Genomic DNA, 13,317 nt, shown 5'->3' on the forward strand with positions numbered 1-13,317 from the left:
AGCCGCCTCACATGACATCATCAGGATGCCGGCCGGGCTTGTGCTTGTAGGTCGGGAAGGTCCAGCCGAACCACAGGGCTCCGCCGCGCACTGCAAAGGCCGCCGCGACGCCGCAGGCGGATGCCAGATAGAGCTGCATTTCCAGCGCATTGGCGAGCGTGAAGACGCTGGCGCCGATCAGCGCCGCCGTCACATAGATTTCCGGCCTCAGCAGCACCGAGGGCTCGTTCGCCATCAGATCGCGAAGGATGCCGCCGAAAGTCGCCGTCAGCGTGCCGGTGACGATCGCGATGGTCGGCGAGCCGGTGGCGGCGAGGCCCTTTGCGGCGCCGAGCACGCAATAGGCGGCAAGGCCGATCGCATCCAGCCAGATCAGCAGGCGGTAGCGCGATTCCAGCAGATGGGCGGTGAAGAAAACGATGACGCCCATGACGCAGCAGACGAGGATATAGGCCGGGTTCAGCACCCAGAAGACCGGCACGCGGCCGAGCACGATATCGCGCACGGTGCCGCCGCCCGTTCCCGTCACCATGGCGAAAAACAGAAAACCGATCAGGTCCAGCTGCTTGCGCGAGGCGGCGAGCGCACCCGTTGCGGCAAACAGCGCAATGCCGGCATAATCGAGATAGACGAGCAGAGACATGCGGTCCCCCGAACCGGCAGAGATTTTAGCGAAAGAACCACGGCGGCAAGGGCGGCGCAAGGCGGCGGTTCCATAAAGCTGAAGTCTTTGTTTGATGCATGTCGTTGTCCCAAAACCGCTGTACACTTTTGGGCGACATGCATTGGGAGCCTTATCCAAAAGAGGAAAGCCGTGAAAACGCTGCTGCTCGCCGTCCTGAACATCGTCCTGCTGCTCGTCATGCCCGTTGCCGCCTTCGGCCAGCAATCGCTGATCTCCGACCCGGAGATCTACGAGAAGAAGCATTTCCAGGAGCAATGCAAGACGGCCGAATTCGCCGACGGCTTCATCACCCGCCAGGACATCAACAATGACGGGCTGATCGACGCCGTGGTCAACGAAGGCCAGCTGACCTGCGACGGGCAGAAAGGGCCGCAATGCAACGACGACGGCTGCACCTATAACTTCTATCTGCAGGTCGCCGAAGGCGGCTATTTCATGATCGCGACGGCGCAGATCTACGGCTACGACTTCGTCCAGCGCTTCGGCAACATGGTGCTGGCAATGAAGATGCATCCGCGTTTCTGCGACCGTACCGAGGGCGATCCCTGCATCGTGACGGCGCGCGTCCGTGGCACGAAATTCGTTACGATTTCAAAGAAGTAGCTCAGCGGGGATAGAGCTCCGAAGTCCGGCCGGCGAGGTAATAGCCGACCAAGCCGTACCATTCGCGGATCGCCGTCGCCACGTTCTGCGCGTTGAGGTTCGGCTGGGTGAAATCGAAGCCCAGCTTCACCTGACCGTCGGTGCGATAATCGGTCGGCCAGGGCACGATATCGATGCCGAGCTTGCGGAAAATACCGACGGAGCGCGGCATGTGGAACCCCGAGGTGATCAGCAGGCAATTGGAAAGCCCCTGGCTCGCCAGGAATTCCTTGGTGTTGACGGCGTTTTCGAAGGTGGTGCGCGATTGCCGCTCCTCGATCAGTCGATCCTTTCCGACACCGAAGAGCGGGAAGAAGCGCTCGGATGCCGCCGCGTCGCCTTCGTAGATACCCGAGAGAGAGCCGTCGCCTCCCGAGATCAGGATGCGCGACTGCGGAAATTTCTGCGCGAGCCGCAGGGCTTCGACGAAGCGGTCGGCGGCGGCGTTGAACTCTATGCCATGGCGCGCCGTGTTGACCTCGTTTTCGAAAGCGCCGCCGAGCACGATCATGCATTGCAGGCTATCCGGATCGCCGGCGGGCCTCGGAAACCGTTCCTCGAGACCCTGCATCATAAGGTTGCCGGCCGTGGTGTAGAGCGTGACGAAGAGGATGAGGGCCGAAGCCATCGCACCGAGGATGCTTAGTCTGCGCCAGCGCAGAAGGCCGGCGACGAAGGCCAAGAAGACGAGAAAGAAGGCCAGTGACAGCGGCTGGGCAAAAATCCAGACAAGCTTCGAAATGACGAACAAGACCTACTCCTTAAAGCATGTCGCGCAAAAGCGTGCAGCGGATGGGCAGCGGCCCTTCCTATCCGATTCGACGGTAACAGGAATGCGACGGTTCTATTTCGCATGCGGGGCGGCCGAGCGATGCGGCGCGATCTTATGGTTGAAGCGCCGCTGCAGCGGCCGCGGGATCAGCATGGCGGCAAGCGCCAGCGCCATGGCGAAGAGGGAAACCAGCCACAGCGCATGCGCGCCCACCAGCCTGGTCAGGACGGCGCCGCTGACCGCGCCGAGGACCATGCCGCCCCAGGGCACGATCTGGATCGTCCATTCGAGGCGGCGGTCGCCGATGATCCAGCGGCCGATGCCGCGGCCGAACCGCGACAGCGCGCCGGTCACATAGGTCAGGCCGATCGGCAGGCCTTCGATATGCTCGACGGCGGCATTCACCATGCCCATGGCGAAAACGATCATGTAGAACCGCACCATCAGCATGTCCCGCATGGTCAGCATCGAAGCGAGCGCCAGAACGAGGCCGACGCAGCCGAGCACCACGAAAATACGGCGCTGCGAGACATGGGAAACGACGATGCCCGCCGCATTGCCGAGCACGAAAACGAGGATGGCCGAGACCAGCACCGCCGCGTGATGCAGATTGCCGTCGCTCAAGGCCAGCGCTGCCCGCGTCGTATTGCCCGTCATGAAGGAGACGAAATCGCCGGTCAGCAGAAGACCGGTCGCATCCGTCATGCCGGCAAGAAAGGAGATCGCTCCGACGAGGGCGACCCCGGTTACGGTTCGTCGGGTACGGATGATGCGGCGGCGTCTTGCTCTGGTCATTGGCTGATGGTCCTGAAGCCGAATCGCTGAGATTCGCCGACAAGGATAAATCCTCTCATTGAGGAATTGGCAAAGGTGAGCGGACTGACAGGAAAGATTCTACACGGATCGCCGGAACAACCCTTGTGGTCTTCGCCATCTTGGCTTCGGTCTCGCGATCTGGCAGACGGAGCTTATGAGCCATCATCGTATCGCGGGGGAAAGCATGGAGCAGGATTTTCCCATTCCAACCGGAGCCTTAATCCGACAGGGCGGACGGGCCTGTTTCTATCGCCTCGTCAATACGAGCCCCTTGCTGATACAGGTGCAATCGGGAACGAAGCTCGTCGCCGCGAACGACGAGCCTTTGCGGCTCGAGGCGGGCGCCTATGGGCTGCTGCCGGATTATCAGCCTCTGACGATGGACAACATTCCAAAGGCGCCGCAGCAGTATCAGACCGTCGCCCTTCCCGTTCCCCGGCAAGTGTTCGAGGATGCCTATGCCCGCATGGGCACGATTGCCGTGCCATCGATACCTCTTCCCGCGCGCGCTTCCGGCATGCCTGCGGAAGCGGCTGATTTGTTCGACTATTGCTGTCAGCCCGGCAATCTGGACAGGCTTCCCGTCGCCATCGCCAAGGCCCGACTGATGGAGCTCGTCACCTGGTTTGCGCTGTCAGGCGCGGTGCTCGGCCAAAGCCGGAGCCCCCGGCTCGAGGACCGGCTGAGGCAGATGATCGAAACAGATCCGGCCTTCGGCTGGACGCTCAGGCATGCGGCGCACGCGTTCAACATGAGCGAAGCGACGCTCAGGCGCAGGCTGTCGGCAGAGAATACCGGCTTCAGCGAAATCCTGAGCGATACAAGGATGAACCGGGCGCTTGCCCTCGTTCAAACGACCACGCTGTCCATGGCGCAGGTTGCGCTCGAAGTCGGATACGACTCGCCATCCCAGTTCGCGGCGCGGTTCAAGGAGCGGTTTGGCGTCAGTCCGCGCCATGTGCGCAACGGATCGGAGCCGTTTGAGCGGATCGGGACAGAAGTTGAGCATAGCGGGGCAGACGTGCTTTCCCGGTGACGATAGCTCTGCGGCGTCATCAACCGCAGGAAAGCAAAATGCGTTTCGTAACAGCACTTCTCGCCACGTCCCTTCTCGGCGCCACCGCCGCACAGGCGGAAATGAAGCTCACCTCCGCCGATTTGACCCAGGGCAAGCCGATGGCCGACGCGCAGGTCTTCAGCGGCTTCGGCTGCTCGGGCAAGAACGTTTCGCCCGATCTCGCCTGGTCCGGCGCTCCCGAGGGCACCAAGAGCTTCGCCATCATGGCCTACGATCCGGATGCTCCCACTGGCTCGGGCTGGTGGCACTGGTCGGTGTTCAACATTCCGGCAAACGCCTCGAAGATCGCCACCGGCGCAAGCGGCGACAAGAAGCTTCCGGACGGCGCCGTGGAAGGCCGCACCGACTTCGGCGTCTCGGGCTATGGCGGCGCATGCCCGCCGGCCGGCGATGCGCCGCACCATTATCAGTTCACCGTCTACGCTCTGTCGGTGGACAAGCTTCCCCTGCCGGATACGGCGCCTGGCGCCATGGTCGGCTTCTATGTCAGGGCCAATACGCTCGCTAAAGCGTCGCTCGAGGTCACCTACGGCCGCTGAGACTGGCCCCGCCTGTTATTGGCCGAGGCGGCTCGCCTCGGCCAGATGCGCCGCATAGAGCCGTCGGCAGTTAAAGCCCGCCGGATCCCGGATGTTTTTCCTTGACTATCTCGTCGCCCCACTGAACCTGCCCCTCCGAAACCTCTCGATCCAGGAGAATAACGTGGCTGAAAACGAGCTTTTCGAAAAGGGTTTGGAAATGCGCCGCGCCGTGCTCGGCGCCGAATATGTCGACAGAAGCATGGAGAGGGCCGACGACTTCATGATGGCCTTCCAGCGACTGACGACGGAATGGTGCTGGGGCTCCACCTGGACCCGCGAGGGCTTGGACCGCAAGACCCGCTCCATGCTCAATCTCGCGATGCTGACGGCGCTCTCGAAACCTTCGGAACTGAAGCTGCACGTCAAGGGAGCACTCCAAAACGGCGTGAGCGTCGAGGAGATAAAGGAAATTCTTCTCCACGCCACCGTCTATTCCGGAATCCCGGCCGGATTGGAGGCCTTCAAGGCCGCCCATGAGGTTCTTATTGCCGAAGGGGCGATCACCGCCGAGCGGTGAGCACCACCGCCTCGCTACAAAACGGTCTCGAACAGGGGGATCAGGGCCGCGCCGATCGCACCGGGCGCATCGATGACCTCCGCCACGGCCAGCCGCGGGACATCGCGCAACGCGCCGTGGCGAGGCAAGTTGTTGAATTCGGTCCTTTCGATGAGCATCCTTGCCAGCGAATGCGGAAGCTCGCCGCCAAGAACGATCAATGCCGGGTCGAAGACCGCGCAGATCGCGTTGATGGTGCGGTTGTGCGCAGGCGTGACGCGGTCGACCCACTCGGCAACGCCGTCCCACTCCACCAGATTTTCGTTTTTCAGATCCTTCAGCGTCAAATCGGGACGGCCCCTGGCATGGAGGTCGCGAAGCAAGACGCTGAGCGCGGGACGGTCGTCATAGTCCTGACGCCCGAACAGAACGGAATATTCGCCGGCATTGCCGAAGCTGCCGCGAAACGGCATGCCGCCGGAAACGAGGCCGCCGCCATATCCGTGAAGATGAGCGATATAGGCGAAATCCGCGACATCGCGGCCGACACCGAAAATCGCCTCCGCCAAAGCCGCGGTCCTGGCCACATTGTCTGCCCAGACCGGCAAACCGAGCTGCTCTCCGAGCAGAGGCGCGAGATCGATCAATGACCAATGCGCGAGCGGCAGCGGGCAATTGAAGGCCGTTTCCAGCATGCGGTGGCCGGCGACCGCGAGACCGACGCCGAGAATGTCGCGCCGTTTGGCGCCGCGGCGGGCGAGAAGGTCTTCGACCGCCGCTTCGATCCGCTCCATCTCCAGGGCCAGCGACGATCCCGACTGGGCAATTTCCATATTCTCCAGAGGTTCTCCGAACCCCATGAGGCAGAGGCCGATCGAACCGACGTTCACGGAGATGCCGAGCGTCAGGCACCAATCCCTGCAGAGCGAGAGCTCCGGGCTCGGCGGCCCGGGGCGCCGGCTTTCCGATGGCGACAAGACGAGCATTCCCCGATCATGGAGCCGTCCGACGATCCTGTGCAGCGATTGCTGGGTGAGATCGAGCGGCTCGGTCAGGTCGGAGCGTTCGATGCCGGGCGATTTCCAGATCAGTCGCAAAAGATCCCGCTCATTGCGGGAGGCCACCCGCAAAGGCTGAGCGTCCCGCAGGAAATGCGGTGCGACATGGTCTAGAGGGACGTACTTCATTTTCGGATCATTTTGATTTACACTGGGGGTGTGAAACTCGTCGGAAGTGCTTTGCTTCTGCCAAACCGAGGTCCTGCCTGTCGCATCAAGATTGGCCGAGCCAGCCGGGATGAGCATTTGGGGAAGAGAAAGGGAGACTGATTCTGAGCGTTGGAAGGGAAGGATATAACCATGCCGCCCGAGATAGAAGAGGGCGTTTGGACCGGCGGGTTGTGGAAAACGGAAAGAGCCGAGCTGTATGGTATGGTTAAGATCTAATAGTTCGCGGCGCGAGCGTGACTACGGCTTCGTGCCGACCCATGAAGGCAGCGACTTCGAATCGATGGTGCAGGCCTTCACGTCGAGTTACGGAGTCTTCGGTGCGAAGCCGCTGGGTGACGAGCGAGCCTTCAACTGGGCGGGGGACTTGAGAGCCGGCGGGCCGCTGACATCGCTTCACTCGGTCTATCCGACATCCTGGAAAATCCGGACGCTCGACGAGAGCCCGCAGCATCTTGCATTTTTCATTCCCCACGCGGGATCCATTGAACTGACCGTTGGCAAGAAGAGCGTCAACGGCGGACCGGGGCGGCTTCTCATGGCCAACAATCATGAGGCCGACGATCGGGTGGTCCATGGTCCGCATTGCTCGGACGTGCTTTTCCTAGATTGGAAGGTGATGAGGCGGACGCTGTTTTCGCTCCTGGAAACGCCGACCCTCGAATCGCTCGACCTCGAGCCCGTCGTGGACCTCACAACCCCGGCAGGCCGGCTCATCGGCAACCTGACGCAGACGATCATACAGGGCATGCGCAATGGCGGGCCGCTCCTTTCCTCCCCGCTTGCCTTGTCGACGATGAGCGAGGCGCTGGCCGATCTGGTGATCCGCTTCGCCCAGCACCGTCTTTCCGGTCATTTCGAGAGGAAGAAAGTATCCGCGGTTGCCCCATGGCATGTCCGACGCGCGATCGATTACATGCACGCCAACATCGCCGAGCCTTTCACCATGTCGATGGTGGCCGACGACGTCGGAATTTCACTGCGCGCGCTGCAAACCGGCTTCAAGACCTTCCGGGGAACCTCGCCAGGCGCCTACCTGCGCACGATCCGGCTGAAAGCCGTTCACGACCAGCTGCGCGATCCCCTGAACCAGCAAACCCTGCGTGACATCTGTACGACCTGGGGCTTCTTTCATCCGGGTCGGTTTTCAGCGATCTACCGCAGCGCTTTTGGGGAAAGCCCCAGAGATACGCGTCTGCGGGCTGCCGTGAGCTTTGGCGCGACGGCATGAATTCCAGCGCGTCGCAACGAACGTGATTCCTGCGACGCGCCTGTTTCATGCCACTCCTGAGGTTGCGCCGAGCGAGCCCCTCTATTTCTTGAAGGCTTTCTCCAGGAAGGCTATCAGCGACGGCCGCCAGACATCCATTTCGTGCTGGAGGTCGGGATAGTCCTGGTAGTCGTGGGCGATCTTCCTTTCGTCCAGTATCGCCTTGAGGCCGGCTATATCAGTGCCGGTGACCTGATCCTTCGTTCCCACCGTCACGGTAAAGCCGCGCAGCGCCTTGTTGATCCTGTCGGGATCGTTCAGCGCAGCCTCGACCGCCTCGTTCGGCACCGTGGTCGTGCTGACCCCGCTGAATGTCGCGATCCATCCGAAGGTGCCGAGGTGTGAAAGACCGGAAACGAGCGCCTGATATCCGCCCTGCGACAGTCCCGCGACCGCGCGCCCGTCCGCATCGTTGCGCACCCGATAATGTTTTTCCATGTAGGGAATGAGGTCTTCGACAAGCTCGCGATCCGCGGCTTCAGCGTTTTTGGGATAGAAATTCTTCCGACGGTCGGCGCCGGGGAAATCCTCGGGAATCGCACCGGGCACATCGGTTTCGGTGTCCGGAATGACGACGATCATCGGCTCGATTTTCTGCTCCGCCAGAAGATTGTCGAGGATCTGCGGCGCCCGGCCCTGCTCGACCCAGGAGCCGACCGTGTCGCCGAAGCCGTGATAGAGATAGACGACCGGAAGAGGCTTGGAAGCGTCGCTGTAACCGGGCGGCGTATGCCGAATGCATGCGCACAATCCAGCTCCTTAGTTCCACAACGCCGGGCATTGAGCGACGACTCGCGGCGGCATTTCCCGAATACCCTGAAGTCATCCGCAGCTGCCGAGAGGGGTTGGCGAAGATGCTTTCTGAGACTAAGCAGCTTCAAGCCATGGCTGAGAGCTACAAGCCGATGATACAGAACGCCAGCACATGGACGGACTGGGAGGCTGGGCTCATGAAGCTGCACGAGTGGCGGAGCACGGCTGCTGGCCTTTATCCGCACGCGGAGACAACGATTGGGCGCATCGAAAAGCTATTAGCTGACGCAGAACACGGCGCAACTCCACCGGAACCCAGCAGCATCCAGAAGGTCGTGGCCTTGAGAGACCGTGACCGAGGGTTTGACGCGCCGCCGCTTTGATGTGCTTAGGTGAGTGACTGTCCGTTCACCCTCACTACGGCTGGACTCGATGCGGCGCTAGCTCCAAAATGCGTTGATTGTTGAGTCGGGCGAAGCGTTAGATGCATCTATGCTTTATCGATGAAAGCGGAACTCCGCCATCAAAGCCAAATCCTAACCAGCCGTACTTCACGCTGGGCGCTGTTATCATCAGAGACGAAGACTGGAGCGGAATAGCCAAGGCCGTCCGAGGCTTCGCCATTCGGCATAAGCTGAGGGGCGAACTGAAGTGGCGCTATTTCTCTCCCCACAACTCCTCGTCCGATAACCCCATGCTTGGCAAAAGCGCAGAGGAAAGGAAGGCGCTGAGCCTAGAACTGGCGGGGATCATCGCGAAGAGCCCACTTACCATAATCGCCTGCGTGACAGACATTGGGGCGGCGTTTGAATATGCCTCGGTGAGCAGTCAACGAGAACTGTATCATTTCGCATACAAGCCACTGACTGAGCGCTTCCAGTATTTTCTTCAAGACGGCAAGAGCGTAGGGATCATCATCGCAGATCATCGGGGACGTGATGACGACCGACTCCTGCGAGCACACCATGACACACTAATTGCGAAATCTGGAATCAACGTATCGGGTTATAGTAAGCTGATCGAGGGTCTTCTCTTACAGGACTCATGTCACTCGATAGGAATCCAGTTGGCTGACTTTGTGGCAGGAGCAATCCACCGGGCGTACTCCACGAAGGATGGGGACCTTGCGAAGATTATCAAGCCTCGGATTAGGGCTAAGCCAGACGGCACCGTATCTGGTCACGGCATCGTGCACCACCCGCGTGACCGCTTCAGGGCTGGGCTAGAAAGAAAGTAGACGCCGGGCGAGACAGTAGTCTCGACGCCATAGATGTCAGGCTCCCGAGCGCATCGTATATGTACTCATGAAAGGTTGACCCTTCAAGGAATCGCATTCCAAACTGCGGCTCTATGCTGGCGTATGGTGAATCATTTTTCTCCAAGGCCGATTCGAAAGGCTCCGCATTGCAGGTTAAAGGCGAGTGGGTACTTCCTTTGGGTACCTGTCGCGAGCACACCTACCAATATCTTATTGTTATCGTGGGGAAATAAGGAACGGAGGGAGATTTGGTGGAGCTAAGCGGGATCGAACCGCTGACCTCTTGCATGCCATGCAAGCGCTCTCCCAGCTGAGCTATAGCCCCATCAAGGGTGGTCCGGCGTGGGCCGGTCCTGGGATATTCCGGAGGGCGTTTCCTCTGGAGTGGCGGCTTATTACTTGCGGTTTTCGCAGATGGCAAGCCTAAAAAATCGGCCCGGGAGAATTTTTATCGTCCGGGCCGAAATGCAGCCGTCAGACTTCGTCTTCGTCGCCGGTCACGCCGATGATGTCGCTCATGTCGTCGTCATCGTCGTCTTCGTCGGCTTCGAGGAAGGTGTCGTCGTCATCGCCTTCGATTTCGACGTCGTCATCGCCCATGTCGGGGATGTCGTCGCCGCTCGCGCCATCCTCGGCGTCCTCGAGCGAAACCAGTTCGACTTCGGTGTTTTCGGTATCGACTTCCGCAACCTCGTCTTCCTCGGCAACGTCGGCGATCGCCGAGGTTTCCTCGAAGAAGGAGAGAGGATAGGACTTGCCGGTATAAGGGGAGACGATCGGATCCCGGTTCAGATCGTAGAATTTCTTGCCGGTTTCCGGATCGGTACGCTTGGTTCCAAGTTCCGCTTTCGCCACTATAAGCCTCGTGAGAATGGCCGAACCCAAGATTCGGCAAATGCCGTTCAAGCCGGCTTTCCATCGGAATTTATAAGCCGGTCCCCTTAATCGCTGCGGCTTCCCATGTCAAAGCCAAACTTTATGATCGGCGCCGCTGGTTTTTCGCATGCCGGCGGATGACCGGCCGACACGTTCATGTTAACGAGCCGCGGCAGCGGTAGAATCCGCGCCGAGATTGCCGCCGACCAGGTCATGGTTGACGGGAAATACGCCGCATTTACAGAGGATTGCTGGAATGTCGCTCGGTCCCGGCCAAAGCCCGCCACCGCCCGGACCAGCCGCCGCAGGGATTGATCGCATGACACCGAAGACTTTCACCATCGCCATCGACGGGCCGGCAGCCGCCGGCAAGGGCACGCTGTCGCGCCGCATCGCCGAGCAGTACGGCTTTCATCACCTCGATACCGGCCTGACCTATCGCGCCACCGCCAAGGCGATGCTCGATGCCGGCCTGCCGTTCGACGACGAGGCGGTGGCGGAAAAGATCGCGCGGGAGGTTGAATTGGCGGGGCTGGATCGCGATATGCTGTCCAAGCACGAGATCGGCGAAGCCGCCTCGAAGATCGCGGTGATGCCGCCGGTGCGCCGGGCGCTGGTCGAAGCGCAGCGGCGTTTTGCGGCAAAGACGCCGGGAACGGTGCTCGACGGACGCGATATCGGCACGGTCGTCTGCCCCGATGCGCCGGTGAAGCTCTATGTGACGGCGTCGCCGGAGGTGCGTGCCAGACGCCGCTACGACGAGATCCTCGGCAAGGGGGGGACGGCGGATTTCGATGCGATCTTCGAAGACGTCAAGCGACGCGACGAACGGGACATGGGGCGGGCCGACAGCCCTTTGAAACCAGCCGATGATGCGCACTTGCTTGATACGTCGGAAATGAGTATAGAGGCCGCGTTTCAAGCCGCTAAGTCGATCATCGACGCCGCCTTGAGCCGAAATGCCTAAATAAGCGGTTTTCCGCGCTTCGTGCGCGGGACGCTCATGCAAAGCAAGCCTGAAATTCCGTCCAAGCGCCGGATTGCCTTCGTGAAAGAGGGCGGACTGGGTTCAGGCCCATTCAACACGAACCAACCGGCGCATACGTGGGCCTTGAAGCTATCGAAGGCCACGCAGGAGATTTTATGTCAGTAGCAACTCCCTCTCGCGAGGATTTCGCGGCCCTTCTCGAAGAGTCCTTTGCCAAGAACGATCTGGCTGAAGGCTATGTCACCAAGGGTATCGTCACGGGCATCGAAAAGGATGTCGCCGTTGTCGACGTCGGCCTGAAGGTCGAAGGCCGCATCGCGCTCAAGGAATTCGGCGCACGCGCCAAGGACGGTTCGCTGAAGGTCGGCGACGAAGTCGAAGTCTATGTCGAGCGCATCGAAAACGCGCTTGGTGAAGCCGTTCTGTCGCGCGAGAAGGCTCGCCGCGAAGAAAGCTGGATCAAGCTCGAAGCCAAGTTCGAAGCCGGCGAGCGCGTCGAAGGCGTGATCTTCAACCAGGTCAAGGGCGGCTTCACGGTCGACCTCGACGGTGCGATCGCCTTCCTGCCGCGTTCGCAGGTCGACATCCGCCCGATCCGCGACGTCACTCCGCTGATGCACAACCCGCAGCCCTTCGAAATCCTCAAGATGGACAAGCGCCGCGGCAACATCGTGGTTTCGCGCCGTACGGTTCTGGAAGAATCCCGTGCCGAGCAGCGTTCTGAAATCGTTCAGAACCTCGAAGAAGGCCAGGTTGTCGACGGCGTCGTCAAGAACATCACCGATTACGGTGCGTTCGTCGACCTCGGCGGCATCGACGGCCTGCTGCACGTCACCGACATGGCATGGCGCCGTGTGAACCATCCGTCGGAAATCCTGAACATCGGCCAGCAGGTCAAGGTTCAGATCATCCGCATCAACCAGGAAACCCACCGCATCTCGCTCGGCATGAAGCAGCTCGAGTCCGATCCGTGGGATGGCATCCAGGCCAAGTATCCGGAAGGAAAGAAGATTTCCGGTACCGTCACCAACATCACCGATTACGGTGCGTTCGTCGAGCTGGAGCCGGGCATCGAAGGCCTGATCCACATCTCGGAAATGTCCTGGACCAAGAAGAACGTTCACCCCGGCAAGATCCTGTCCACGAGCCAGGAAGTCGAAGTCGTCGTTCTCGAAGTCGATCCGTCCAAGCGCCGTATCTCGCTCGGCCTCAAGCAGACGCTGGAAAACCCGTGGGCAGCATTCGCCCGCAGCCATCCGGCCGGCACTGAAGTCGAAGGCGAAGTCAAGAACAAGACCGAATTCGGCCTGTTCATCGGCCTCGACGGCGATGTCGACGGCATGGTGCACCTCTCCGACCTCGACTGGAACCGTCCGGGCGAACAGGTCATCGAGGAGTACAACAAGGGTGACGTCGTCAAGGCTGTCGTTCTCGACGTCGATGTCGAGAAGGAACGCATCTCGCTCGGCATCAAGCAGCTCGGCAAGGATGCTGTCGGCGAAGCCGCTGCCTCCGGCGACCTGCGCAAGAACGCAGTCGTTTCGTGCGAAGTCATCGCCATCAACGACGGCGGCATCGAAGTGAAGCTCGTCAGCCACGAGGACATCACTTCCTTCATCCGTCGCGCCGACCTCGCCCGCGACCGCGACGAGCAGCGTCCTGAGCGCTTCTCGGTCGGCCAGGTCGTCGACGCCCGCGTCACCAACTTCTCCAAGAAGGACCGCAAGATCATGCTGTCCATCAAGGCTCTGGAGATTGCGGAAGAGAAGGAAGCCGTCGCTCAGTTCGGTTCGTCCGACTCGGGCGCCTCGCTCGGCGACATCCTGGGCGCAGCGCTCAAGAACCGCGGCGGCGAATAAGCCTCGCAACCGTCTCT

General features: G+C 60.7%; 14 protein-coding genes and 1 tRNA gene. 8 read left to right on the forward strand and 7 right to left on the reverse strand.

Features of this window, described 5'->3' with window-relative positions:
• Positions 1 to 7 precede the first annotated feature (7 nt).
• Positions 8 to 643 carry a trimeric intracellular cation channel family protein gene (locus QD408_RS02300; protein WP_088683116.1) on the reverse strand — a complete coding sequence of 212 codons (636 nt, stop codon included), beginning with the start codon at positions 641 to 643 and terminating at the stop codon, positions 8 to 10.
• 171 nt (positions 644 to 814) lie between these two features.
• Here QD408_RS02300 and QD408_RS02305 point away from each other — a divergent pair, with 171 nt between their 5' ends.
• A complete protein-coding gene (locus QD408_RS02305; protein WP_414138203.1) occupies positions 815 to 1,288 on the forward strand; it encodes a hypothetical protein in 474 nt (157 codons plus the stop codon).
• Position 1,289: 1 nt separating this feature from the next.
• Here QD408_RS02305 and QD408_RS02310 read toward each other — a convergent pair whose 3' ends face one another.
• Positions 1,290 to 2,078, reverse strand: a complete 789-nt coding sequence (locus QD408_RS02310; protein WP_414138204.1) for a YdcF family protein — start codon at positions 2,076 to 2,078, stop codon at positions 1,290 to 1,292.
• A 93-nt stretch (positions 2,079 to 2,171) separates the two neighbouring features.
• On the reverse strand, positions 2,172 to 2,894 hold the full coding sequence (locus QD408_RS02315; RefSeq protein ID WP_414138205.1) for a YoaK family protein: 723 nt from the start codon (positions 2,892 to 2,894) through the stop codon (positions 2,172 to 2,174).
• Positions 2,895 to 3,099: 205 nt separating this feature from the next.
• Between QD408_RS02315 and QD408_RS02320 the strand changes: the two genes are divergently transcribed.
• From QD408_RS02320 to QD408_RS02330, 3 genes are all read left to right on the forward strand, one after another.
• Positions 3,100 to 3,951 (forward strand): helix-turn-helix transcriptional regulator, encoded by an 852-nt coding sequence (locus QD408_RS02320; RefSeq protein ID WP_414138237.1) that lies wholly within the window; start codon positions 3,100 to 3,102, stop codon positions 3,949 to 3,951.
• A 38-nt stretch (positions 3,952 to 3,989) separates the two neighbouring features.
• Positions 3,990 to 4,532, forward strand: a complete 543-nt coding sequence (locus QD408_RS02325; RefSeq protein WP_414138206.1) for a YbhB/YbcL family Raf kinase inhibitor-like protein — start codon at positions 3,990 to 3,992, stop codon at positions 4,530 to 4,532.
• Positions 4,533 to 4,731: 199 nt separating this feature from the next.
• Positions 4,732 to 5,091, forward strand: a complete 360-nt coding sequence (locus tag QD408_RS02330) for a carboxymuconolactone decarboxylase family protein (RefSeq protein WP_245313582.1) — start codon at positions 4,732 to 4,734, stop codon at positions 5,089 to 5,091.
• 14 nt (positions 5,092 to 5,105) lie between these two features.
• Here the strand turns inward: QD408_RS02330 and QD408_RS02335 are convergent, their stop codons facing one another.
• Positions 5,106 to 6,257, reverse strand: coding sequence for an ROK family transcriptional regulator (locus QD408_RS02335; RefSeq protein ID WP_088683109.1), 1,152 nt, complete (start codon positions 6,255 to 6,257; stop codon positions 5,106 to 5,108).
• 238 nt (positions 6,258 to 6,495) lie between these two features.
• Between QD408_RS02335 and QD408_RS02340 the strand changes: the two genes are divergently transcribed.
• A complete protein-coding gene (locus tag QD408_RS02340; protein ID WP_414138207.1) occupies positions 6,496 to 7,527 on the forward strand; it encodes an AraC family transcriptional regulator in 1,032 nt (343 codons plus the stop codon).
• 81 nt (positions 7,528 to 7,608) lie between these two features.
• On the opposite strand, the gene QD408_RS02345 is transcribed toward QD408_RS02340, so the two are convergent.
• Complete coding sequence (locus QD408_RS02345; protein WP_414138208.1) at positions 7,609 to 8,316, reverse strand: alpha/beta hydrolase; 708 nt, start codon at positions 8,314 to 8,316, stop codon at positions 7,609 to 7,611.
• A gap of 487 nt (positions 8,317 to 8,803) precedes the next feature.
• Here QD408_RS02345 and QD408_RS02350 point away from each other — a divergent pair, with 487 nt between their 5' ends.
• Positions 8,804 to 9,556, forward strand: coding sequence for a DUF3800 domain-containing protein (locus QD408_RS02350; RefSeq protein ID WP_414138209.1), 753 nt, complete (start codon positions 8,804 to 8,806; stop codon positions 9,554 to 9,556).
• Positions 9,557 to 9,826: 270 nt separating this feature from the next.
• On the opposite strand, the gene QD408_RS02355 is transcribed toward QD408_RS02350, so the two are convergent.
• Positions 9,827 to 9,902 (reverse strand) — tRNA-Ala (locus QD408_RS02355).
• 149 nt (positions 9,903 to 10,051) lie between these two features.
• Positions 10,052 to 10,432 (reverse strand): TIGR02300 family protein, encoded by a 381-nt coding sequence (locus QD408_RS02360; RefSeq protein ID WP_088683128.1) that lies wholly within the window; start codon positions 10,430 to 10,432, stop codon positions 10,052 to 10,054.
• Positions 10,433 to 10,772: 340 nt separating this feature from the next.
• Here QD408_RS02360 and cmk point away from each other — a divergent pair, with 340 nt between their 5' ends.
• Both cmk and rpsA read left to right on the forward strand, forming a co-directional pair.
• Positions 10,773 to 11,420 (forward strand): (d)CMP kinase, encoded by a 648-nt coding sequence (cmk, locus tag QD408_RS02365; protein ID WP_414138210.1) that lies wholly within the window; start codon positions 10,773 to 10,775, stop codon positions 11,418 to 11,420.
• Positions 11,421 to 11,596: 176 nt separating this feature from the next.
• The gene (rpsA, locus tag QD408_RS02370) at positions 11,597 to 13,300 is read left to right on the forward strand and encodes a 30S ribosomal protein S1 (RefSeq protein ID WP_088683102.1); all 1,704 of its coding nucleotides are present in this window, start codon (positions 11,597 to 11,599) and stop codon (positions 13,298 to 13,300) included.
• Positions 13,301 to 13,317: the final 17 nt, after the last annotated feature.

The organism is Rhizobium sp. BR 249 (assembly GCF_047445895.1).
Lineage (GTDB): Bacteria > Pseudomonadota > Alphaproteobacteria > Rhizobiales > Rhizobiaceae > Rhizobium.